Source organism: Photobacterium arenosum (assembly GCF_014841115.1).
GTDB classification, from domain to species: Bacteria; Pseudomonadota; Gammaproteobacteria; order Enterobacterales; family Vibrionaceae; genus Photobacterium; species Photobacterium arenosum.
Genome location: NZ_JACYTP010000019.1, coordinates 1 through 20,321, shown reverse-complemented (window position 1 = coordinate 20,321; position 20,321 = coordinate 1). Strand labels below are relative to the sequence as shown.

23 protein-coding genes are annotated in these 20,321 nt (G+C 53.6%); 11 read left to right on the top strand and 12 right to left on the bottom strand.

Annotated features, from left to right (window positions below):
- Positions 1-24: 24 nt before the first annotated feature.
- Entirely contained in the window at positions 25-336 is a 312-nt protein-coding gene (locus tag IFO68_RS20405) for a hypothetical protein (protein ID WP_192017629.1), read from the top strand.
- Positions 337-409: 73 nt separating this feature from the next.
- Here IFO68_RS20405 and IFO68_RS20400 read toward each other — a convergent pair whose 3' ends face one another.
- The 4 genes from IFO68_RS20400 to IFO68_RS20385 all read right to left on the bottom strand — a co-directional run bounded on the left by IFO68_RS20400 (position 410) and on the right by IFO68_RS20385 (position 4,045).
- Complete coding sequence (locus IFO68_RS20400) at positions 410-1,012, bottom strand: thiol:disulfide interchange protein DsbA/DsbL (RefSeq protein WP_192017628.1); 603 nt, start codon at positions 1,010-1,012, stop codon at positions 410-412.
- A 72-nt stretch (positions 1,013-1,084) separates the two neighbouring features.
- The gene (locus IFO68_RS20395; RefSeq protein WP_192017627.1) at positions 1,085-2,074 is read right to left on the bottom strand and encodes a serine/threonine protein kinase; all 990 of its coding nucleotides are present in this window, start codon (positions 2,072-2,074) and stop codon (positions 1,085-1,087) included.
- 95 nt (positions 2,075-2,169) lie between these two features.
- Complete coding sequence (ccoG, locus tag IFO68_RS20390) at positions 2,170-3,600, bottom strand: cytochrome c oxidase accessory protein CcoG (protein ID WP_192017626.1); 1,431 nt, start codon at positions 3,598-3,600, stop codon at positions 2,170-2,172.
- A gap of 178 nt (positions 3,601-3,778) precedes the next feature.
- Positions 3,779-4,045: a YihD family protein gene (locus IFO68_RS20385; protein ID WP_192017625.1), complete on the bottom strand. Its 267-nt coding sequence runs from the start codon at positions 4,043-4,045 to the stop codon at positions 3,779-3,781.
- A gap of 163 nt (positions 4,046-4,208) precedes the next feature.
- Between IFO68_RS20385 and IFO68_RS20380 the strand changes: the two genes are divergently transcribed.
- Complete coding sequence (locus tag IFO68_RS20380; protein ID WP_192017624.1) at positions 4,209-5,003, top strand: sporulation protein; 795 nt, start codon at positions 4,209-4,211, stop codon at positions 5,001-5,003.
- Between the two features lie 119 nt (positions 5,004-5,122).
- Positions 5,123-5,791: a PAQR family membrane homeostasis protein TrhA gene (gene trhA / locus IFO68_RS20375; RefSeq protein WP_192017623.1), complete on the top strand. Its 669-nt coding sequence runs from the start codon at positions 5,123-5,125 to the stop codon at positions 5,789-5,791.
- A gap of 20 nt (positions 5,792-5,811) precedes the next feature.
- Here trhA and IFO68_RS20370 read toward each other — a convergent pair whose 3' ends face one another.
- The 5 genes from IFO68_RS20370 to def form a co-directional block, all read right to left on the bottom strand.
- Positions 5,812-7,257, bottom strand: coding sequence for a TrkH family potassium uptake protein (locus IFO68_RS20370; protein ID WP_192017622.1), 1,446 nt, complete (start codon positions 7,255-7,257; stop codon positions 5,812-5,814).
- A 6-nt stretch (positions 7,258-7,263) separates the two neighbouring features.
- Positions 7,264-8,640 (bottom strand): Trk system potassium transporter TrkA, encoded by a 1,377-nt coding sequence (trkA, locus tag IFO68_RS20365; RefSeq protein ID WP_027251711.1) that lies wholly within the window; start codon positions 8,638-8,640, stop codon positions 7,264-7,266.
- Positions 8,641-8,786: 146 nt separating this feature from the next.
- Complete coding sequence (gene rsmB, locus IFO68_RS20360) at positions 8,787-10,085, bottom strand: 16S rRNA (cytosine(967)-C(5))-methyltransferase RsmB (protein WP_192017621.1); 1,299 nt, start codon at positions 10,083-10,085, stop codon at positions 8,787-8,789.
- Positions 10,086-10,222: 137 nt separating this feature from the next.
- Positions 10,223-11,167, bottom strand: a complete 945-nt coding sequence (gene fmt / locus IFO68_RS20355; RefSeq protein ID WP_192017620.1) for a methionyl-tRNA formyltransferase — start codon at positions 11,165-11,167, stop codon at positions 10,223-10,225.
- Positions 11,168-11,182: 15 nt separating this feature from the next.
- On the bottom strand, positions 11,183-11,692 hold the full coding sequence (def, locus tag IFO68_RS20350; protein WP_046222118.1) for a peptide deformylase: 510 nt from the start codon (positions 11,690-11,692) through the stop codon (positions 11,183-11,185).
- A gap of 264 nt (positions 11,693-11,956) precedes the next feature.
- Between def and IFO68_RS20345 the strand changes: the two genes are divergently transcribed.
- Genes IFO68_RS20345 through IFO68_RS20330 form a run of 4 tightly spaced genes read left to right on the top strand, consistent with a single transcriptional unit; the run spans position 11,957 to position 14,795 of the window.
- Positions 11,957-12,640, top strand: coding sequence for a hypothetical protein (locus tag IFO68_RS20345; RefSeq protein ID WP_192017619.1), 684 nt, complete (start codon positions 11,957-11,959; stop codon positions 12,638-12,640).
- Positions 12,633-13,727 (top strand): DNA-processing protein DprA, encoded by a 1,095-nt coding sequence (gene dprA / locus IFO68_RS20340; RefSeq protein WP_192017618.1) that lies wholly within the window; start codon positions 12,633-12,635, stop codon positions 13,725-13,727. The genes IFO68_RS20345 and dprA overlap by 8 nt, the downstream gene beginning before the upstream one ends.
- A gap of 2 nt (positions 13,728-13,729) precedes the next feature.
- Positions 13,730-14,203 (top strand): DUF494 family protein, encoded by a 474-nt coding sequence (locus IFO68_RS20335; protein ID WP_027251705.1) that lies wholly within the window; start codon positions 13,730-13,732, stop codon positions 14,201-14,203.
- A 31-nt stretch (positions 14,204-14,234) separates the two neighbouring features.
- Positions 14,235-14,795, top strand: coding sequence for a DNA topoisomerase family protein (locus tag IFO68_RS20330; protein ID WP_192017617.1), 561 nt, complete (start codon positions 14,235-14,237; stop codon positions 14,793-14,795).
- 91 nt (positions 14,796-14,886) lie between these two features.
- Here IFO68_RS20330 and IFO68_RS20325 read toward each other — a convergent pair whose 3' ends face one another.
- Together IFO68_RS20325 and purE are read right to left on the bottom strand one after the other, a co-directional pair.
- Positions 14,887-16,011, bottom strand: a complete 1,125-nt coding sequence (locus tag IFO68_RS20325; RefSeq protein WP_192017616.1) for a 5-(carboxyamino)imidazole ribonucleotide synthase — start codon at positions 16,009-16,011, stop codon at positions 14,887-14,889.
- 2 nt (positions 16,012-16,013) lie between these two features.
- Positions 16,014-16,502: a 5-(carboxyamino)imidazole ribonucleotide mutase gene (purE, locus tag IFO68_RS20320; protein WP_027251702.1), complete on the bottom strand. Its 489-nt coding sequence runs from the start codon at positions 16,500-16,502 to the stop codon at positions 16,014-16,016.
- A 199-nt stretch (positions 16,503-16,701) separates the two neighbouring features.
- On the opposite strand from purE, the gene tsaC reads away from it, so the two are divergent.
- The 4 genes from tsaC to IFO68_RS20300 are packed head-to-tail and all read left to right on the top strand — an operon-like array spanning position 16,702 to position 19,337.
- Positions 16,702-17,259 (top strand): L-threonylcarbamoyladenylate synthase type 1 TsaC, encoded by a 558-nt coding sequence (tsaC, locus tag IFO68_RS20315; protein WP_192017615.1) that lies wholly within the window; start codon positions 16,702-16,704, stop codon positions 17,257-17,259.
- Between the two features lie 7 nt (positions 17,260-17,266).
- Positions 17,267-18,169: an oxygen-dependent coproporphyrinogen oxidase gene (gene hemF / locus IFO68_RS20310; protein ID WP_192017614.1), complete on the top strand. Its 903-nt coding sequence runs from the start codon at positions 17,267-17,269 to the stop codon at positions 18,167-18,169.
- A 56-nt stretch (positions 18,170-18,225) separates the two neighbouring features.
- Complete coding sequence (gene aroE, locus IFO68_RS20305) at positions 18,226-19,065, top strand: shikimate dehydrogenase (RefSeq protein ID WP_192017613.1); 840 nt, start codon at positions 18,226-18,228, stop codon at positions 19,063-19,065.
- Between the two features lie 8 nt (positions 19,066-19,073).
- Positions 19,074-19,337 (top strand): DUF1488 family protein, encoded by a 264-nt coding sequence (locus IFO68_RS20300; RefSeq protein WP_192017612.1) that lies wholly within the window; start codon positions 19,074-19,076, stop codon positions 19,335-19,337.
- Here IFO68_RS20300 and IFO68_RS20295 read toward each other — a convergent pair.
- Positions 19,324-19,878 (bottom strand): gamma carbonic anhydrase family protein, encoded by a 555-nt coding sequence (locus IFO68_RS20295; RefSeq protein WP_192017611.1) that lies wholly within the window; start codon positions 19,876-19,878, stop codon positions 19,324-19,326. The two genes, IFO68_RS20300 and IFO68_RS20295, sit on opposite strands and share 14 nt — an antisense overlap.
- Positions 19,879-20,321 lie beyond the last annotated feature (443 nt).

Genomic DNA, 20,321 nt, shown 5'->3' with positions numbered 1-20,321 from the left:
AGGTTATAAAGGATATTGGCGTGGATGATTTATAGAGAGAAGAGATCGAAACTAAAAGATCACCCATTTTCAATAGCAGAAGGCCGGACAAAACTCCATCGTTTTCTACGTTTTACGCTGATGAATATTGCATTTGCGATTGATGGTGTCCTGCTCGCAATAGTTATCAATGTTATCCCGAGTATGTTCGGTGTTGATATTGATGCTCCAGTAATGAAAATGGAAAATAAATGGTTTTTGGTTGGTTTGATTGCACTAATCGGCGTGGGATTTGTTTTTTTTATGTATTACTCATTAAGAGCCTGTGACTGGCTCTGCAAAAAAATCAGGATCTAGTGGTTGTTTATTTTGATGATGCATCAAGATACAAAAAAGGGCCTTTCGGCCCTTTTTCACAGAGAAAGCAAACTTACTGCTTGAGCAGGAAGTTGATCAGCTCGAAGTATTCGTCGGCTGATTTTACTTTGTCGGTTTTCACCAGGTATTTGTTGTTGACCACCACGGCTGGGACACCGGTCAGGCCGCTGTCGCGGAAACCTTTGTTGAAACGGTTGACCATAGAGTTGACGGCGAAGCTGTTGAAGGCGCCGTCGAAGTCTTCGGCTTTCACGCCGTTATCCAGAAAGATCTGGCGCAGCTCTTCATCGTTGCGCGGCGGTTTGTTCGCCTGATGGATCTGGCTGAACAGTACCGGGATCATTTTGTCATCAATACCCAGGGTGACCGAGGTCGCGTAAGCCTTGCTCATGGAGGTGCCCATGTTGCCGCCCATGAAGGAGACATGGCTTTTCTGGAACTTGGCGTTGTCCGGGATTTTGGTTTTCAGCTGTTGGATCAGCGGTTCAAAGTTAAAGCAGTGCGGGCAGTAAAACGAGAAAAATTCGTTCACAACCGGTGTGGATGATTTTGGCAGTTCCAGCACCTGATAGTAATCGCCTTCGCTAAACTTGGCGGCATGCGCGGAAAAAGAAAGCAGCGCTGCTGTTGCCAGCGCAAAAAGTGTTTTAAACATGTAAGGGTTCTCCCTGAAAAATCAATACAATACCTTTTACAGGTACGGCTGTTCGGATTCAAGTCAGACTGATTACCATTGCGGCATCAGCTGCAGTGGCGGCTCTTCAAGGGCAGCCAGTTGTTCTTTAATGGCCAGTACCTGACCTTCCCAGTATTTTGCATCAGCAAACCAGGGGAATGCACGCGGGAAAGCCGGATCCTGCCAGCGTTTTGCTAGCCATGCCATGTAATGCACCAATCTAAGACCACGTAATGGTTCAATAAGTTGCAATTCACGCGGATCAAAATCGGCAAATTCGCCATACGCTTCCAGCAGGGTATCCAACTGCATCAGCTGATCCTGGCGGCTGCCGTTTAACAGCATCCATAGATCCTGCACCGCCGGGCCGTTTCGCGCATCGTCTAAGTCGACAAACAGTGGGCCGTCGCGCCACAGTATGTTGCCCGGATGGCAGTCACCGTGAATACGTTGCGACTGCCAGTCGCTGTGCCAGCGTTCGCTCAATAAGGCGATAAGGCGGTCCAGATCGCCGAAAAAAGCCGATTCCAGATGCGTCGGGATAAACCCGGACTGCTCCAGAACGAGCCGGGGCTGAACCAGATATTCTTCCAGGCCGATGGTCGGTCTGTGGCTGAACAGGGTGCGCTGACCGACTTTGTGGATGCGGCCCAGGAAGCGGCCGACCTGCTCAAGCTGGTCTGCATTATCGACTTCAAACTGGCGGCCGCCGACGCTGGGAAACAGCGCGAAACGGTGGTGTTCATAGTGGTGCAGGGTTTGGCCGTTCATGACCAGGGGCGCTGCCAGCGGAATTTCCTGCGCAGCCAGCTCGGCGGCGAAGTCATGTTCTTCCTGGATCTGGGCGTCACTCCATCGCTGCGGACGGTAGAATTTGGCGACGTAGCGGCGGCCGTCATCACTGCTGAACTGGTAGACCCGGTTTTCATAACTGTTGAGGGGCAACAGTCCCGATGAGGCATAGATGCCCGTGCTCTCCAGCGCATTGAGCAGTAAGTCCGGTGTCAGATCAGCAAAGCTGAAATCATCAAGTGCTGTCATAGTGGTACAGCCATGGTTATAAATGTCGCATCAGTATACAGCATAATGAAAAAGGGCCGTAATCGGCCCTTTATTTCCTGATTGGCGTGAGGTGGCTATCGTAACTCGCCGATAAAGCGGCTGTCGGTCACCAGACGCTTTGTTTCCTCGCTGCCCTGATGTTCCATGATAAACCGGATATCGACAATTGGTCGTTCCAGCTCATAAGGGTCAACACCCAGGCTTATCGGCAGGGTAAATACTTCACCGGCATTGACATTAACCTGCTGAGGGCCATACCACTGGGCATTGTCCAGACCTTCAACCTGCAGCTGATAAGTGGCATCCTGCTGGGTTTTATTGAGAATTTTCAGGGTGTAGGTATTCTCGACCAGCCCTTCGGTATTGATACGGAACAGCTGGTTACGGTCGCGGATCACATCCAGTCCCATAGGCTGTACGGAAACCACCAGATAGGCCATCAGGCCGAACATCGCCAGCATCACAGCGCCATAGCCGATCAGTTTTGGCCGCATGACATGGGTTTTCTTGCCTTCCAGCTTGTGCTCTGTGGTGTAAGTGATCAGATCGCGCGGGTAGCCCATTTTGTCCATCGTTTGGTTACAGGCATCCACACAGGCACCGCAGTTAATGCACTCATACTGCAGGCCATCCCGGATATCGATCCCGGTCGGGCAAACCTGCACGCAGAGGTTACAGTCGATACAGTCACCCAGCCCCTGCGCTTTATGATCGGTTTTGCGTGAGCGCGGGCCGCGTTTTTCGCCTCGGGCAGCATCATAGCCGACGATATAGGTGTCTTTGTCGAACATGGCAGACTGGAATCTGGCATACGGACACATGTGAATACAGACGATTGAACGCATCCAGCCAGCGTTGCCATAGGTGCAGAAGGTGAAGAACAGCACCCAGAACACGGCCAGGAAGCTGGCACTGAAGGTGAAGAAGCCGGGGACTAATTCACGGATAGGCAGGAAATAGCCGACGAAGGTCAGGCCGCTGATCAGGGCAACCAGCAGCCAGGCAATGTGCTTGAGTGTTTTACGCACGACAAGATCGGCGGTCAGTGCCTTGTTGTCCCGAGAGCGGCGCTTGTTGGCCGGCCCTTCCAGTTTTTCCTCAAACCAGATGTAAATGAAGGTCCAGACCGTTTGCGGGCACATATAACCGCACCAGACCCGGCCGAGGAAGGTAGTGACAAAAAACAGCGCAAAGGCTGCGACCATCAGCAGGCTGGCCAGTAACATCAGATCCTGAGGCCAGAAAGTGGTACCAAAAATGTTGAACTGCTGGCGGCCGATATCAAGCAAAATTGCTTGCCTGCCATTGTAGGTGATCCACGGCAGTATCAGGAACAGGCCCATCATTAACCACCCCATACGCTGGCGCAGCTGCTGATAGACCCCTTTCATGGCCCGCACATAAATACGGTTACTCGGGTTGAAGCGGTCGTCGCCGCCTTTATGGGTCTTAGGATTGTACTCTTTGGGAGTGACGTCCTTAATTTTGATTCTCTCTTGATTCATGGCATTGCATTCCTTGGGCATAGCCAGTCTGTACGCTGGCAGATGTGCCCGGGTGCATCGCCTGGGCAATCATAAATTCAGGTGCTATTGGCCCTGATAGTAATAAGCTCGGATTATACATTATCTAACTGGTTGAATATTCTACCTCGCTCAAATAATGCGCTTAAGGTTTTTGGGGTTATTTGATGATCCCTCTGGCTTGGAGTATGGCGGTTTTGAAATCTGGCTCGCAGTCTTTAGCCAGGCCAGGAATCATGGCCTCTCGCTTTTCCTGCCGCATTTTCAGCTGATAAATCAACATATCATCGCTCACATCGCTCAGTGATCCTTGGAAGCCGGCTTCGTTTGCCAGCTGTGCCATGATCTCTGCCAGGTTTAAATCCGGGAAATGCTGCCAATAAGGCTTGAGTAGTGCCAGCAGTTCAGCAATGCGGTGCTCAGCCATTATCTGGCTCCTTTTCTTAAGCTTACTTTTAGTGGGGATTATACCAGACGGCTTTGCCTGAACCCAAACGCTGTCAGTTTCAGTACATGCCTTGCTCAACCAGAATTGGCTATATAAACTGGTTTCATACTTCGTTACGGATGAATACGGACAAGGAGCCATTATGTCGCTTTTTCATAAAACACTGGCCAGTTTCGGTTTGGGTGGTGCCAGAGTTGATACAGTATTGGAAACCGAAGTGCTGATCCCGGGTCAGGCTCTGCCCGTTCGTGTTGAGGTCAAAGGCGGCAAAGTTGCGCAGGCGGTGGATAATGTGCATTTGTATCTGTGCTGCAGCTTTGAAGATGAGCAGGCTGTCAGCCGGGGTGACAGCGAACGGCGGATGGAAAAAATCACCCGAACACATACTCTGGCACAGTGGCATTTGCCGCAGGCCTTTACGCTGGCTGCCGGTGAAGATCGCCAGTTTGACTGCCGGTTTGAATTGCCGCTCAACACCCCAATCACTATCGGTTATTCGGGTGTGTGGCTGGAAACGCACCTGGATGTGCCATCGGCCTTGGATCCCAAAGATAAAGACTCCCTGACCGTGCGGCCGGATCCTTTGCTTGACGGTGTGTTTACTGCCCTTGAGCAAGCAGGACTGCGTATATTACAGGTGGAATGTGAAGCGGTGCGCGGTTTTGATCTGCCCTTTGTGCAGGTGTTTGAGTTTGTACCTGTTTCTGGCCCCTTTCATGGCCGTTGGCGTGAACTGGAGTTGATCACTCAGCGTGAAGATGACTGCCTGAAGCTGTGGTTCTCGATTGATCGTCGTCAGCGCGGGGTGGGTGGATTGCTGTCGGGCCTGCTCGGCAGCAGTGAGCTCAAACGCCAGTTGCGTTTGCCGTTGGGGCTGTCTCCGTCAGAAGCCGGGGAGCGGGTGATAAGGTATCTGGAGCAGGTCGACGATCTCTGAGTCACGCACCATGAATACAGCTAACTGTGCTGTCACGGCGGTGTCATAAAATTCAGCTTACACGTGTAAGCTAAACTGTGCCATACTGCTGGAAAGTTCAGAGACAACGGATAGCATTGATGGGCAAGCAACAAAAAATGGCGTACTCGGTAGCTGAGGAAATCGCCAACAGCCTCAGTCACGGCGCCGGGATGATTTTCGGCATAGTCGCTCTGGTGATGCTGCTGATGCGGGCAGTGGAAGTGAATGCCGATGCGCTCAGTGTGGCCAGCCTGAGCATTTATGGCGCCAGCATCATTTTATTGTATCTCGCCTCCACCCTGTATCACGCTATTCCGTTTGAGCGGGCAAAGCGCGTTCTGAAAACCTTAGATCACTGTGCGATCTACCTGCTGATAGCCGGCACTTACACCCCTTTCCTGTTGATTACCCTGCGGACGCCGCTGGCGGTGACGCTGATGGCCGTGATCTGGGCGGTAGCCTTGCTGGGGATCATGTTCAAAGTGGTGTTTATCTATCACTTCAAGCGTTTATCTCTGGTGATCTATCTGGCGATGGGATGGTTGTCTCTGGTGGCTGTGTATCCGCTGGCGATGGCCATGTCGGCGGCCGGACTGATATGGCTGGCCGTAGGCGGTGTGGTGTATTCCCTTGGCGTGGTGTTCTACGTCAATCAGCGGATTCCCTACAATCACGCCATCTGGCATCTGTTTGTGCTGGGCGGCACGGTCTGCCATTTTCTGGCTATTTACTGGTATGTGGCGCCAACGGCCGGGCTGCCGGGTTAGACCCGGCAATGTGCAACGGGTCAGTTTTTCCAGAAAGCCGGGAATGCCAGTACCAGTACCGTCAGGATCTCCAGGCGACCCATCAGCATGCCGAGGCTGAGGATCCATTTGGCGGCATCCGGCAGGGAGGCGAAATTACCTGTCGGGCCAATAATAGTGCCCATGCCCGGCCCCACATTGGCCACAGCTGTGACTGAGCCGCTGATACTGGTGATCGGATCTAATCCCAGCAACGCCAGTAATGCGGCAATAATGATGATGGTCATAATAAAGGTCAGGGCGAAGGCCACCACAGAGCGGACAATCGCATCTGTGACCGGCCGTTGATTATACCGCTGAATAAACACCCCTGACGGGTGGATCAGCTGCATCAGCTGTTTGCGCAGCAAGGCGATGGCAACCTGAAAACGGAACACTTTGAAGCCGCCGGCAGTCGATCCTGAGCAGCCGCCGACCAGCATCATGAAGGCAAATACCACGGTCGGAAATGCGCCCCAGGCGGTAAAATCTTCCAGCCCGAACCCTGTCGTGGTGATCACGGAAACGATATTGAACATGGCTACCCGAATGGCATGACTGAAATCATACCCATTTTGCCAGCACAGCCAGAGCGCGACCATCAGGCTGACGATCAGTATAGTGACTGTATATCCCCGGACCTGCGCATCCCGCAGCAATGAAGCCGGCTGCTTTTTGCGCAGCACCTGCACAAAGAGCAGAAACGGCAACCCGCCGGCAAACATAAACACAACGGCTATCCAGTGCGCTGCCGGTGAGAAGTGGTTCATCGAGCCGTCTGAGGTGGAATAACCACCGGTTGATAAGGTGGTGAAAGCATGGTTGACCGCATCGAAGGTGTTCATGCCCGCTGCCATATAGCCGAGAATACACAGCCCTGTCAGACTGAGATAGACGGTCACTATGTTGGAGGCTACGTTTTTGGTACGCGGGGAACTTTTCTCTGACCAGTCCGAGGACTCGGTCTGGAACAAGCGCATTCCGCCAACGTTGAGCATTGGCAAAATGGCCACCCCCATCACGATAAAGCCGATCCCGCCCAGCCATTGTAAGGTGGAACGCCACAGCAGAATGCTGGGGGCCATGTCATCGAGCCCGCTCAGTACCGTTGACCCTGTCGTGGTGATGCCCGACATGGTTTCGAAATAGGCGTCGGTAAAACTGATGTGGTTAATCAGCATAAAGGGCAGCGCGGCAAACGCACTGGCGACAGTCCAGACCAGAGTGGTCAGCAGGAACATGTCCCTGACCCCGAGCTTGAAATCTGTGACTTTGCCGAAGGTCAGGCAAGCAAATGCCACGACATGGGTAATGATGACTGCGGTTGCAAAATCAATGAAACCGCCCGAACCGGTCAAAAATGCCAGAATGGTGGGCAGGTACATAAAGAGGGCGATCTTGGACAAGACCAGCCCTATGACAAAGATGATCGGACGAAGATTAACCATAGCTGCTCAGAGGAAGAAAGGACTGGGCTGGAACAGACGTTCTACATCCGGGATGTACTTCTTGTCGACCAGGAACATGACCACGTGGTCGTCCTGTTCAATCACGGTACGGTCATGAGCAATCAGTACTTCTTCACCGCGCACTATGGCGCCAATAGTGGTGCCCGGCGGCAGCTTGATATCCCCTATGGCTTTGCCAACCACTTTCGAGGTGCTGGCATCGCCGTGCGCTATGGCCTCAATCGCTTCTGCCGCTCCGCGCCTCAGCGAGGAAACGTTGACGATATCGGCTTTACGCACATGGGTCAGCAAGGCAGAAATCGTGGCCTGCTGCGGCGAAATCGCAATATCGATTGTGCCGCCCTGCACCAGATCGACGTAAGCGCCGCGCTGGATTAGCACCATCACCTTCTTGGCACCCATGCGTTTGGCCAGCATGGCCGACATGATATTGGCTTCGTCATCGTTGGTGACGGCGATGAAGACGTCTATCTGCTCGATATGCTCTTCGCTCAGCAGTTCCTGATCAGAGGCATCACCACAGAAGACTATGGTGTTGGTCAGCATTTCCGATAAGCTTTCCGCCCGCTGCGGGTTGTGCTCAATCAGCTTCACGCTGTAGCTGTTCTCCAGCCTTTTCGCCAGACCGGCACCTATGTTACCGCCCCCGACTATCATCAGCCGCTTGTAGGGTTTTTCCAGTCGCTGCAGCTCACTCATCACTGAACGGATATGGTTGCTGGCGGCGACAAAAAATACTTCATCATCGGCTTCGATAATGGTGGTCCCCTGCGGACGGATAGGCCGGCCCTGACGGAAAATTGCCGCGACACGGGTATCGACGTGCGGCATGTGCTCACGCAGTGCGGACAGTGCATTACCGACCAGTGGGCCGCCGTAATAGGCTTTTACCGCCACCAGCCCAACTTTATTATCGGCAAAGCCCACCACCTGCAGCGCCCCCGGATAGGCAATCAGGCGTTCGATATAACCTGTCACCAATTCTTCCGGCGCAATCAGGTGATCGACCGGCACTGCGTCGGTATGGAACAGCTGATGTTTTTCTTTGAGGTATTCCGGTGAACGGATACGGGCCACCCGGTTCGGGGTATTGAACAGAGAAAAGGCGATTTGACAGGCAATCATGTTGGTTTCGTCAGAATTGGTGACTGCGACCAGCATGTCTGCGTCCTGCGCGCCGGCATCCCTGAGGGTGCGGGGATGGCTGGCATACCCCTGCACTACCCGCAAATCGTATTTGTCCTGCAATTCGCGCAAGCGTTCAGGGTTGGAGTCGACAATAGTGATGTCATTGTTCTCGCCAACCAGGTTTTCTGCCAGCGTACCGCCGACCTGGCCTGCGCCAAGAATGATAATTTTCATAGCTGATGCCTGATGAGTGTTCTCAGATCCTTGCTGTTTGTCGTTAGGGTACACTGAGTTGGCGAGAGAAGCAGCAATTTCAACCCGTTTGCACAAAGACTTAACCTTGCTTTGCGGAATACGCAGAGACTTCTCTCACCACGGGATCAGACCGTCAGGCGTTTCTCCAGCACCGCGTAATAGAAGCCGTCCATGTCCTCTTCACCTGGCAGGATTTGGCGCCCTGGCGCATCAGCGGTGCCGTTCTCTGTCCCTTCGGCCAGCACAGCGTCTGGCGTGCGCGACAGGAAGGCTTTCACTTGCTCGCGGTTTTCCTGCGGCAGGATGGAGCAGGTTGCGTACACCAGCGTGCCGCCCGGTTTCAGCTGTTGCCACATGGCATCCAGAATTTCTGCCTGCAGGGTCGCCAGTGCCGCAATATCGTCGGCGCGGCGCAGCCATTTGATGTCCGGATGGCGGCGGATCACCCCGGTTGCCGAACACGGTGCGTCGAGCAAAATCCGGTCAAAGGCACTGCCCTGCCACCATTGCTGCGGGTAACGGGCATCGGCGCACAATACTTCTGCGTCCAGTTGCAAGCGCTGCAGGTTGTCTTTGATTCTCAGCAGGCGCTGCTCATCACAGTCGATGGCGACGACACTGGCGCCCGGCTCGCGCTCCAGAATATGGGCGGTTTTGCCGCCCGGCGCGGCGCAGCAGTCAAGGATCAGCTCGCCGGCCTGTGGCTTGAGGTAATCGACCGCCAGCTGTGCGGCGGCATCCTGCACTGATACCCAGCCATCGGCAAAACCCGGCAGCAGCTGAACATCGCAGGCGCGCTCCAGTTTCAGCGCATCGCCGGCCTGTGGATGTACAGTCGCTCTGATGTCTGTGCCGTCCAGCAGGGCCAGGTACTGATCCCGGCTGTGGTGACGGCGATTCACCCGCAGCCACATCGGGGCTTTGGTGTTGTTGGCGGCGGTCACAGCGTCCAGTTGCGTCGGGTAGTGCTCGCGCAACAGCTTGAGTAACCAGCCTGGATGGCCGTATTTACCGGCATCATGGCTCATCGCTTGCTGATCCAGCTCTTCTTGCTGACGCTGATAGTTACGCAAAATAGCGTTGATCAGGCCACGCAGCTGAGGCTTTTTCAGTGTCTTGGTTGCATCGACTGTCTCGGCCACGGCGGCATGCGCTGGTATGCGCATATACCCGAGCTGGTACAGACCGACCAGGATCAAATGATGAAACACACGTTGTTTGCCCTTCAGCGGCTTGTCCATCAAGGATTGAGTGACAGATTCCAGGCGCGGTAGCCAGCGCAGCACGCCGTAGCAGATTTCCTGCAGCAGGGCGTGGTCACGGGGTTTGATACCCTGTTGCGCCGCCGGCAGAGCAGTAGCAAGCGATTGGCCCTGATCCACCACCTGATAGATCACCTCGGCCGCAGCAGCTCTTACATTCATGATTGAATTCCTGACTAGATGAGCTTATGGCAGTTTACTGACTGCCATGGTTGCCGCGTGAGCGGCGAATGAAAAAGCCAGCGCAACAGCAAATCTGCTGTTCACTGGCTAAAAAACGTTTGCAGGGGCACGGCTGTTTACAGCACGGCACCCGGGGTAAACCACTCGCGGCGTGAGTTCAGCAGATCCTGAGCTGCCATGGCTTTCTTGCCCGGCGGTTGCAGTTGTACCAGACGCAACGCGCCTTTTGCGGTGGCAACCACTATGCCATGTTTGTCGGCTGACAAAATGGTGCCGGGCGCCTGGCCCTGGTTATCGGCTTCCACTTCGGTCTGCCAGACTTTGACGTTTTGCTCTGCCACGGTAAAAAAGCTCATCGGCCATGGATTGAAGGCGCGAACACAGCGCTCAATCGTTTCGGCGTCCATGGCCCAGTCGATTTTCGCTTCTTCTTTGCTGAGTTTTTCTGCGTAATTGGCACGCTCGTCATTTTGTTTTTCCGCCACGGCGCGGCCTGCGGCGATATCGTCCAGACAGCTCAGCAGGGTGTCCGGTCCCAGTTCGGCCAGTTTGTCGTACAGGCTGGCGCTGGTATCTGTTGCGGCAATCGGCAGTGAGGCGATTTTCAGCATGTCGCCGGTATCCAGACCTTCATCCATCTGCATGATGGTGACACCGGTTTCGGCATCCCCCGCCCAGATAGAGCGCTGGATTGGCGCTGCTCCCCGCCAGCGCGGCAGAATCGAGCCATGGACATTAATACAGCCCAGACGCGGGGTATCCAGTACCACTTTGGGCAGGATCAGGCCGTAGGCCACCACTACCATGAGGTCGGCATTCAGGGCGGCCAGTTCCTGCTGGGCGGTTTCATCGCGCAGGGTTTTCGGCTGGTAAACCGGGATATGCTGTTCCAGCGCCAGGTGTTTGACCGGGCTGGCGGTGAGTTTCTTACCGCGACCGGCAGGCTGATCCTGACGGGTGTAAACGGCTATAACCTCGTGCTGTGAAGATAATAACGCCGCCAGATGACGGGCGGCGAAATCAGGCGTACCAGCAAATACGATACGTAAAGGTTGGCTCAAGATAACCTCGGCTTCTTAGACTTGCTCTTGGTAGCGCTTCATTTTTTCCAGCTTTTTCTGGATACGCTGGCGCTTGAGAGGTGACAGGTAATCAACGAAAAGTTTACCGGCCAGATGGTCCAGCTCGTGCTGTACACAGATAGCCAGCAGATCGTCGGCTTCAAAAGTGTATTCCTTGCCGTCACGGTCCAGTGCGCGCACTGTGACTTCCGCGGCGCGGGGAACCAGCGCACGGGCGCCAGGTACCGACAGGCAACCTTCTTCGATGCCGTCTTCGCCGCGTTTTTCCAGGATTTCCGGGTTGATCAGCACCATGGGCTGGTTGCGTTCTTCCGAGATATCAATGACAACGATTCGCTGATGAATATCAACCTGTGTGGCCGCCAGGCCGATACCATCTTCGTCATACATAGTGTCCAGCATGTCATCGACGATTTTCTGGATTTCAGGCGTGACCGCTTCGACTGGCTTGGCGACAGTACGCAGGCGATCATCAGGGAAAGTTAACACGTTTAAAACAGACATAGATTCCCGTAAATATTGACGTATAAAAAAGGACAATAGCTTATTTGCTCTAATTCTAGTCATTTTCATCATCAAAGAACAGCTTTCGACGCCTTTGTCTGCCGGACAACCGGCTGTGATACCGGCCGTCAGTACCATTACCGGTACGATGAAACCCGAATCTGAAAGCGAGAATTCTGCCGCAAAGATCCAATCATCAAATAGTAACAGACGTCTTTGCCTGACAAGCTGCAGTATGAGTGTAGCGAGAAGGGATTATTGACGATGCGTATGTGTGTATGGCTGAGTGTGTTGTGGCTGTCGACGCTAACGCCGGCCGTTGCCGGATTCGGGTTGCCGGGGCGTTTAGTAACCGCCGAGCAACTGGGATTAGCCCCGAGAGTGATACCTGTGATGAACGGGCGTCAATACTTGACCCACGAAGATGAACTCCTGGTCAAAGAAGTGCTCGAGAATGGCAGTACCTGGCATATCTATCGTCCGACGCGGGCATTTAGCACGACTGAACCTTCCTATCATTCCGCCGCCGATGTGTGGGGTATGCTGCCGGTGGCCAGCGTCACAGTGGTGACCAATGATGATCAGGGCAGCCGGCTGGCCGTTACCGCAGGGATGCAGGAAATCCGCCCGGGTGATCGCCTGCTCAGGCCCACGGCTCCCCATTCAGCCGAGCAGTCCGATGTCCCTCCGAAGGCTGTCAGAGTGCTGGGAGGTTTGCAGGACCACCATTATATGCAGGACTGGCTGGTGCTGGATCACGGCGCGGAGCACGGTCTGGAGCCCGGTCAGCGCTGGCGGATTGAGCATCAATTGCTGGGACAGCGGCTGGTGGCCGATGTGGAAATTGGCGACACCCTTGACCAGTTCAGCCTCGCTCAGGTCATTAGCAGTCAGGGTCCGATAAAAATCGGCGATATCGCTAAACGCATTGATCGCGAACATGAGTGACAGGGAAGACTGGCTGGCACTGGCGGCAGTGCCCGGCTTGGGCGGACAGCGGATCCAGCAATTGTTAGATCAGGCCACAGTGACTGAGATTCGCAAAATGCCCGAATCGCACCTGATGGCAATGGGGCTCAAAGGGTCGCAAATCTCCCTGTTGCGCCAGCCGGACAGCAAGCGCTTGCAAGAAGCTCTGCGCTGGTGCGAGCAGGATAATCAACAACTATTAGTATTAAGTGACCCGGCTTATCCTCGCTTGCTCAAGGAAATCAGCTCACCGCCGCCTGTCCTTTTTATTCGTGGAGAACCACATTGGCTCTGTGAACCGCAACTGGCGATTGTCGGCAGTCGGCATGCCAGTCTTGACGGCCGTGAGGCGGCACGGGAGTTTGCCGCAGCTATGGTGGCAGCGGATTATGTGGTGACCAGTGGCCTGGCGCTGGGGGTCGATGGTCACGCCCATGACAGCGCACTGAAAAATGGCGGTGCGACTGTGGCGGTGCTGGGCTCTGGCCTGGGACGCATCTACCCCGCGGCCCATCGGGAACTGGCGGGTCTGATTGCGGAGCAGGGAGCCCTGGTCTCCGAGTTCTGGCCGTCAGAATCCCCCAGACCGCAGCATTTTCCCCGCCGCAACCGCATTATCAGCGGACTGTCCGTCGGCGTTCTCGTGGTGGAGGCCGCACTCAAGAGCGGCTCGCTTATCACAGCACGCTATGCGCTGGAGCAAGATCGCGATGTGTTTGCACTCCCCGGCTCTATTTATGCACCAGGCAGCAAAGGCTGTAACGCGCTGATCAAATCCGGTGCTAAACTGGTGGAAAGCCCGGTCGACATCTTTGAGGAGGTTGGCGCACTCACCCACTGCGCAAAAAGTAGTCAAATGAGCGTATCGCTGCCACATCCTGAAAATGAGCAATTGCCATTTAATGCGGTGTTGGCTAACGTAGGCAATGAAGCAACACCCGTAGATGTGGTTGCTGAACGTTGTGATCAACCTGTCCATGAAGTAATGACGCAATTGCTGGAGTTAGAATTGCAAGGGGTTATCACTTCAGTGCCCGGTGGCTATATCAGATCGAGGAGGGGCTAGTCATGATGGATATACTCATGTACCTGTTTGAAACCTATATTCACAGTGACGCTGAATTAATGGTAGATCAGGACGAACTGTCCGAAGAATTGCTACGCGCAGGATTTCACCAAGAAGATATTTATAAGGCTCTGAACTGGCTAGAGAAACTTGCAGCGCTGCAAGATACCGACCACACCCCTTATATGAACACCAGTGCGGTAACCTCGATCCGTGTTTATACACAGGATGAGATGAATCGTCTGGACGTTACTTGTCGTGGTTTTCTGACTTATCTGGAACAGATCCATGTACTGAGTTCTGACACTCGGGAGATGGTGATAGACAGAGTTATGGAACTGGAAACGACAGAATTTATACTCGATGATCTGAAGTGGATTATCCTGATGGTGCTGTTTAATGCGCCAGGCAATGAAAGTGCTTACAGCCAGATGGAAGAACTACTTTATGGTGCAGAGGACGGCTATCTTCATTAATTGCGACATAACAGAAGCGAAGGCCTGAGGTATGGCCAGTAAAATTAACCCTGAGCTGTTTTCCCACCAGGTTCACCAAGAGACGCCCTGCCCTCAATGCGGGGCGGCTCTGTTAATGCGCCATGGAAAACACGGTCCCTTTTTAGGTTGCAGCGCCTATCCGGTCTGCGATTACATCAAACCGCTGCATCAGAATGATGGTCATATAGTTAAAGAGCTGGGCGTACCTTGCCCCGAGTGTCAGCATGAGCTGGTCCTGCGCCAGGGACGCTACGGTATGTTCATCGGCTGCAGCAATTACCCAGAATGTCACCATATAGAAACGCAAAATGCGCCACCTGCAGAACCGCAACAGCATACTTGGTTATGTCCTGAATGCGGCACTGGCCATCTGGTGAAGCGTAACAGTCGTTACGGCAAGGCGTTTTATGGCTGTGATTGCTATCCCAAGTGTAAATTTGCCGTCAATGCGCAGCCCGTTGCCGGAGAATGTGAAGCCTGTGGCTATCCGTTGCTGGTACAAAAAAAGCTCGCCAACGGTGAGAAACACCAGTGTGCTAACCGTAAGTGCCAGCATATCCAGTCGTCCTGATCTGGCGGCCTTTCCTTTGGAACAGCTGCTGTTAAGTCTGGATGACTCGTTGAAAGGACGCAGACAGCTCATGCCGCCTGCGTATAAAGGTTTAGTTGCGGTATTGCTGCAGGGCCGGGAAAGTGTGAGGGTTTAAGATCTCTGCCAGCGAAGCAAGGCGCGATTCCAGCAGGCTGTTGTTGTTGGCGCAGACATTGATATGCCCCATCTTGCGCCCCGCGCGTTTTTCCTTGCCATACCAGTGAATATGGCAGCCCGCCATGGCCAGCAGGTCTTCAGGCAGGGTGTCTTCCCCCAGAATATTGATCATAGCAGTGTGACGAATAAAATCCGTGCTGCCCAGTGGCAAGCCGCACACCGCCCGTAAATGGTTTTCGAACTGACAGGTTTCCGCGCCCTGCTGGGTCCAGTGTCCTGAATTGTGCACCCGGGGAGCAATTTCATTCACCAGCAGTTGGCCTTGTACATCAAAGAACTCCAGCGCCAGTACGCCGACATAATCCAGACTGTCCGCAACTGCGGTGAACATCTCTTTGGCTTGTTGTTGCAGCTCAGGGCAATGGATTGCGGTAGACAGGCTCAGTACACCATCGGTGTGCACATTTTCTGCTAACGGATAGACAGCAATGTCCCCGTTTTTGCCACGGACACCCACTAAAGAGACTTCGCGATCAAAAGGCACGAACTGTTCAGCCACAATTGCCTGAGTCGGGGTGGAGGCGATGCATTGTGCCATTTCCGGCCAGATAAGATCAGCATCGGCGGAATCTTTCAGCCGCCACTGGCCTTTGCCGTCGTAGCCGCCCAGGGCACTTTTCAGCACCATAGGGACACCGACATGTGCAATGGCGGTGTTTAAGTCGTCGCGGCTTTGAATCACAGTGTATAGGGCATTTTTTACGCCGGCCTTATCCAGCAAGGCTTTCTCAATGCGTCGATCACCACCGGCTTTGATCGCCGCTGTCGCCGGCAGGAACTTTCCGCTTTTCTCGCAAGTATCCAGGATATCATGCGGGATATGCTCGAACTCTGCGGTGATGACGTCGCACTGGGCAATCGCGCTATCCAGTCCGTGGCCGAGCACGGTTTGCGTCAGCGGGTGCATTATGTTTTCACTGTTTACGTCGTAGGCGATAACATCAATATTTAACGGGGCACCAGCCAGTGACATCATGCGGGCCAGCTGCCCGGCACCTAAAACCAGAACCTTTTTCATTATCATGCGTCCTCAGACGGATCTGGCTGGCTCAGCACTGTGTCAGTCTGCTCTTTGCGGAAGGCATCTATCGCTGCCATCACGCCGGCATCCTGAGTGCCTATGATTTGTGCTGCCAGTAAACCGGCATTGGCCGCGCCCGCTTCACCAATGGCCAGTGTTCCTACCGCAACACCTTTTGGCATCTGAACAATCGACAGCAGCGAGTCCATGCCTTTCAGCGCACGTGACTGCACAGGTACGCCAAGCACCGGCAGGCTGGTGAAAGCGGCGGTCATGCCCGGAAGGTGGGCGGCACCGCCAGCCCCTGCAATAATCACTGAAATGCCTCGCTGGTGAGCGGTTTCGGCGTATTCGGCCAACAGGTGCGGAGTCCGGTGTGCGGAAACAACTCTGGTTTCGTAGGCAATATTGAAGCGATCCAGCATCTCAGCTGCATGTTGCATGGTTGGCCAGTCAGATTTTGAGCCCATGATAATACCGACTTTCATCCCGAACTCCTTAGGGTTATGTTAATCAGGCAAGAGGGTTTGCCGCGCATTATACGGAGATTTTTCCTTAAGGAAAACGTTTGCGTCGCGGTCTGGGGCGTAATTGATGCAGTTCGCTGAGATTGAGTTAAAATAACGACCCAGAGAATAACAGCCGTCGCCAGCGGGTCTGGTGCGGTATCAAGCCATTGAGGACAGTGTGGATAATTTAAGCCAAGTGGTCACCGCGTTACAGCAAGGTGAAGTGATAGCCTATCCGACAGAAGCCGTTTTTGGGGTGGGCTGCGATCCCGATAATCCGGAAGCGGTTGCCAGGCTGCTGGCTCTGAAGCAACGGCCGATAGAAAAAGGGCTTATTTTGATCGCAGCCGATTATGCCCAGCTGGCGCCCTATATAGATGACAGCCAGCTTACCGATGAGCAGAAAGCGCGCATATTGGCCACCTGGCCGGGTCCGGTGACCTGGGTTATGCCAACCAAACCCCAGGTACCGGCCTTTCTGACCGGGCAATTCACCACCATTGCGGTTCGGGTGACGGACCATCCGCTGGTGCAGCAGCTGTGCCGTGAATTTGGTAAACCGCTGACCTCGACCAGTGCGAATCTGACTGGCGAACCGCCTTGCCGGACAGTTGATGAGGTGGTATCCCAGTTGGGCGATCACCTGAGTACCATCCTGCACGGTGAAACGGGCGGCCGTGACAATCCGTCTGAAATTCGCGATGCTGCCACAGGGCACATTTTTCGACAGGGATAACTTACGCATGCAAGACGTTAACAAACACGCCGTGAAGGCGTTCTTACTGGAGCTGCAAGATACCATCTGCCGGGCACTTGAAGCGCAGGATGGTCAGGCCAGCTTTGTCGAAGACAGCTGGGAAAGAGAAGAAGGTGGTGGCGGCCGCAGCCGGGTGTTGCGTGATGGTGCAGTTTTTGAGCAAGGCGGCGTCAATTTCTCCCATGTTTTTGGCGCCCAGATGCCGGCTTCGGCAACGGCTCACCGGCCTGAATTGGCAGGACGCCGCTTTGAGGCGATGGGAGTTTCTCTGGTGATCCATCCCAAGAATCCCTATATCCCGACGTCTCATGCCAATGTCCGCTTCTTCATTGCCGAAAAAGAGGGCGAAGATCCGGTCTGGTGGTTTGGCGGCGGCTTTGACCTCACTCCCTTTTATCCGTTTGACGAAGACTGCCGTCACTGGCATCAGGTGGCCAAAAACATATGTGCGCCTTTCGGCGATACTGTCTATGCCGATCATAAAGCCTGGTGTGATAAATACTTCTTTCTGCCACATCGTCAGGAAACCCGAGGTGTCGGCGGCTTATTCTTTGATGATCTCAATCAGTGGGGATTTGAAAAGTCCTTTGCTTATATGCAGTCGGTGGGTATGGGTTTTCTGGATGCTTATCTGCCTATAGTGGACAAACGCTGCCCTACCCCTTACGGTGAGCGTGAACGTCAATTTCAGCTATATCGCCGTGGCCGTTATGTCGAATTTAACCTGGTGTATGACCGTGGTACCTTATTCGGCCTGCAAAGTGGCGGGCGCACTGAGTCTATTTTGATGTCTATGCCTCCTCTGGCACGGTGGGAGTATTGCTTTCAGCCAGAGCCAGATTCACAGGAAGCCCGCTTGTGCGATTACCTGACTCCCCGAGACTGGTAGTCCGGCGCCGGTGAATATTAAGTAAGTGATTAAGTGATAAGGAAGACACAGCAGCCATGAATCAGGCCAAGGATAAATATGTCGTATTCGGTAATCCGATTGCTCAGAGCAAGTCACCGTTGATTCATACCCTGTTTGCGCGTCAAACAGCACAAGACATGGTGTATGAAGCCCGGCTGGCACCTGTGGAGGGTTTTCAGGCTGCCGCGGATCAGTTTTTCTCTGCCGGAGGGCGTGGTTGTAATATTACTGTGCCTTTTAAAGAGCTGGCTTTTACCTATGCCACACAACTGACAGAACGGGCGCAATTGGCCGGCGCCGTGAATACGCTGAAGAAACTGGATGATGGCGGTATTCTCGGGGATAACACGGATGGTGAAGGTCTGGTGCAGGATTTACTGCGAAATCAGGTTGCAATCCAGGGGAAGCGCATCCTTCTTATAGGAGCAGGAGGTGCGGCTCGTGGTGTCATTCTGCCTTTGCTGGCACAGGCCCCTGCCAATCTGGTGATTACCAACCGAACCTTTACCAAAGCAGAAGAATTGGTCGCCATGTTTGCCGCTTATGGCGAGGTTGCGGGTATGGCATTGGGTGATCTGGCTGATGCGCCGCACTTCGATGTGATCATCAATTCGACCTCTGCCAGCCTGAGCCAGTCGCTGCCGGGGATTCCTTCTTCCCTTATTCATCCTGAAGTAGTGTGCTACGACATGGTTTATGGCCAGGAGCAAACGACATTTAATCAGTGGGCAGAGACATTAGGAGCCCGCCAGGTGATTGATGGCTTGGGTATGCTGGTGGGTCAGGCTGCCGAGAGCTTTATGCTGTGGCGAGGCATGCGGCCCGGTACCGAACAGGTACTGCGCGAGTTGCGTCGTACTTTACAGGCAAAGTAGAGAATTCTATGAATCAAGATATTTTATTTGCCGACTTGCAGAGCTGGGACAGTGAGCGCCAGGCGGTGTGTTTCCCTGCACAGCAGGCCGGAGCGTTAATTCGTTGCTGGGTCAGGTTGGACTGGTTAGAAAAGAAAGCCGAGATGGCACTGACCGATGAGGCGGCCATTTTAGCCGCCTTTGCCGAGTACCGTTTTGATCTTGAAGAGCTCGCCGAATCTTCGATTGACGAAGAAAACTTCAATCAAGACGGCGAAATCATAATTGGCTGATCTTATTCTCTTCCAGATACTCGTCTTTTAGTCGGACATAGTTATCGGCTGATTGCGGAAGAAATGCTAATTCAGCATCGGTTAATGGCCTCGCCTGTTTGGCGGGGCTGCCGACATACAAATAACCGCTTTGCAATACCTTGCCTGGCGGCACTAAAGTCCCTGCCCCGATAATCACATCATCTTCGATCACTGCCCCATCAAGAAGAATAGCGCCCATCCCTATCAGGATCCGGTTACCCACCCTGCAGCCATGGAGCATAGCTTTGTGGCCAATTGTCACATCATCGCCAATAATAAGAGGATGGCCATCAGGGTTGCTGTTGCTTTTTCGGGTGACGTGCAAGACAGTCCCATCCTGTACGTTGGTACGCTCTCCTATCTTGATATGGTTTACGTCACCCCGTGCTGCCACCAATGGCCAGATACTGCTGTGGTCGGCCAAGTGAATATCTCCTACCAGTACGGCTGATGGGTCGATATAGACTTCTTCGCCTATTGTGGGAGTGATTCCTTTATATGACCGGAGTGAGTTTTGCATCTGGTTACCTCGATTATCTGGAGCAGGATTACTGAGTCTCGGAACTTCTCCGGTGTTTATACCACCAAAACCACAGGGGGTTGTGTGAATCTTGGTCGCTTGGGCGAAAATGACAAAATTATTTCAACTTAGCTATTGCCAACGTGATCGAACTCTCTATAATGCCGCCTCACTGACACGGCAGAGCAGCAAAACTGAAACGCTAGGCAGTGTAAGCGGTTAGAAAAACAAATTGAAAAAAGTGTTTGACACTTCACTTCGATTGGTTAGAATGGCCGCCCGTTTCGAGAGATTAATCACAAAGATTTATATCGAAACAAGCTCTTTAACAATTTGACCATGCAATCTGTGTGGGCACTCGACAATGATACAGTCATAAAAGATTTATCAGTGAACTGAGTGACCAATTGGTAGCACTTTTTATAAAAGAGTTACCGGCACAG

Excerpts from the sequence above, each read along its gene's own strand:
- IFO68_RS20335 (WP_027251705.1), top strand. The coding sequence starts at position 13,730 with ATGATGGATATACTCATGTACCTGTTTGAAACCTATATTCACAGTGAC.
- trhA (WP_192017623.1), top strand. The coding sequence starts at position 5,123 with ATGGGCAAGCAACAAAAAATGGCGTACTCGGTAGCTGAGGAAATCGCC.
- hemF (WP_192017614.1), top strand. The coding sequence starts at position 17,267 with ATGCAAGACGTTAACAAACACGCCGTGAAGGCGTTCTTACTGGAGCTG.
- IFO68_RS20395 (WP_192017627.1), bottom strand. The coding sequence starts at position 2,074 with ATGACAGCACTTGATGATTTCAGCTTTGCTGATCTGACACCGGACTTA.
- IFO68_RS20295 (WP_192017611.1), bottom strand. The coding sequence starts at position 19,878 with ATGCAAAACTCACTCCGGTCATATAAAGGAATCACTCCCACAATAGGC.
- aroE (WP_192017613.1), top strand. The coding sequence starts at position 18,226 with ATGAATCAGGCCAAGGATAAATATGTCGTATTCGGTAATCCGATTGCT.
- IFO68_RS20380 (WP_192017624.1), top strand. The coding sequence starts at position 4,209 with ATGTCGCTTTTTCATAAAACACTGGCCAGTTTCGGTTTGGGTGGTGCC.
- def (WP_046222118.1), bottom strand. The coding sequence starts at position 11,692 with ATGTCTGTTTTAAACGTGTTAACTTTCCCTGATGATCGCCTGCGTACT.
- ccoG (WP_192017626.1), bottom strand. The coding sequence starts at position 3,600 with ATGAATCAAGAGAGAATCAAAATTAAGGACGTCACTCCCAAAGAGTAC.
- purE (WP_027251702.1), bottom strand. The coding sequence starts at position 16,502 with ATGAAAGTCGGTATTATCATGGGCTCAAAATCTGACTGGCCAACCATG.
- IFO68_RS20400 (WP_192017628.1), bottom strand. The coding sequence starts at position 1,012 with ATGTTTAAAACACTTTTTGCGCTGGCAACAGCAGCGCTGCTTTCTTTT.
- IFO68_RS20325 (WP_192017616.1), bottom strand. The coding sequence starts at position 16,011 with ATGAAAAAGGTTCTGGTTTTAGGTGCCGGGCAGCTGGCCCGCATGATG.
- dprA (WP_192017618.1), top strand. The coding sequence starts at position 12,633 with ATGAGTGACAGGGAAGACTGGCTGGCACTGGCGGCAGTGCCCGGCTTG.
- IFO68_RS20345 (WP_192017619.1), top strand. The coding sequence starts at position 11,957 with ATGCGTATGTGTGTATGGCTGAGTGTGTTGTGGCTGTCGACGCTAACG.
- IFO68_RS20405 (WP_192017629.1), top strand. The coding sequence starts at position 25 with ATGATTTATAGAGAGAAGAGATCGAAACTAAAAGATCACCCATTTTCA.
- IFO68_RS20300 (WP_192017612.1), top strand. The coding sequence starts at position 19,074 with ATGAATCAAGATATTTTATTTGCCGACTTGCAGAGCTGGGACAGTGAG.
- IFO68_RS20385 (WP_192017625.1), bottom strand. The coding sequence starts at position 4,045 with ATGGCTGAGCACCGCATTGCTGAACTGCTGGCACTACTCAAGCCTTAT.
- IFO68_RS20370 (WP_192017622.1), bottom strand. The coding sequence starts at position 7,257 with ATGGTTAATCTTCGTCCGATCATCTTTGTCATAGGGCTGGTCTTGTCC.
- IFO68_RS20330 (WP_192017617.1), top strand. The coding sequence starts at position 14,235 with ATGGCCAGTAAAATTAACCCTGAGCTGTTTTCCCACCAGGTTCACCAA.
- trkA (WP_027251711.1), bottom strand. The coding sequence starts at position 8,640 with ATGAAAATTATCATTCTTGGCGCAGGCCAGGTCGGCGGTACGCTGGCA.
- rsmB (WP_192017621.1), bottom strand. The coding sequence starts at position 10,085 with ATGAATGTAAGAGCTGCTGCGGCCGAGGTGATCTATCAGGTGGTGGAT.